Below are 849 nucleotides of genomic sequence, written 5' to 3' on the forward strand. Positions count from 1 at the left end.
GAACAATCATGTAGCCAAAAGACGGTAACAAGTGTTGAACAATCATGTAGCCAAAAGAATGCTTTCTTGCAGGTTAAAAATACCTGAACTCTCAAGGATAAGTGGCTAGACATCGGTGTGTGAAAGTGCGAAAAAATAGGGTGCACAGCTAACAAATCAAAAAACTATGACTCCCAATGCCTGTTCTACAAGGCAATAGCGGCCAAAGACATCGCTAATAAGCTGGTGAGCACGGTACCTTGCGCAGAGGTGAAAGCAGCGGCGCCGGGCTGATCTCCTGGAGTAGTGCCGTTGACAGGAGGTGTACCAGCCTGAGCAGGGTCAGGAGATTGGCTCGTGGGGTCAGACGCGGAACCCGAAGGTGAGGGCGAGGATGCTCCACCAGGTGTGGGTGAGGCGCCGGCACCGCCGGCTGCACAGGAAGGAGGCGGAGGACACATGCATTGTCCACTTGACATGTCGCCGGGAACCGGAGCTTGAGGGCCAGCGGCTCCAGGTTTGCCGGTTGCACTGACCGCAGTACCAGATGGCGACGGGCCACCAGCGCCGGCATCAGGTGATGAGGCACCCGACGGTGCAGGGGTGGGAGAGGCACCACCTGCACCTGCATCAGGGCTTGGAGCACCGGACGGCGGGGGTGGAGGTGTGGAACCACCAGCTCCCGCATCAGGAGACGGAGCACCCGGCGGTGGGGGCGGAGGTGGAGGGGAACCTGCACCACCTGGAGGAGGAGTCGCACCCGCAGCCTCACCGCCGCCACCTGGGGTGGGTGCACCTGCAGCAGGGGATGACGCGTCAAGAGATGCACCCGGTGGGGCGCCAGATTGGCCAGCACCTGCATCAGGCGGC

1 protein-coding gene is annotated in these 849 nt (G+C 60.7%); it reads left to right on the forward strand.

Translation table 11 applies throughout. The features are described 5' to 3' along the window. Positions 1-616: 616 nt before the first annotated feature. On the forward strand, positions 617-849 hold a 233-nt coding region (locus IE219_RS32705; RefSeq protein WP_229850272.1), incomplete at its 3' end, for a hypothetical protein.

The sequence above is a fragment of the Streptomyces termitum genome (genome assembly GCF_014650175.1).
In the GTDB taxonomy this organism is placed as follows: domain Bacteria; phylum Actinomycetota; class Actinomycetes; order Streptomycetales; family Streptomycetaceae; genus Streptomyces; species Streptomyces termitum.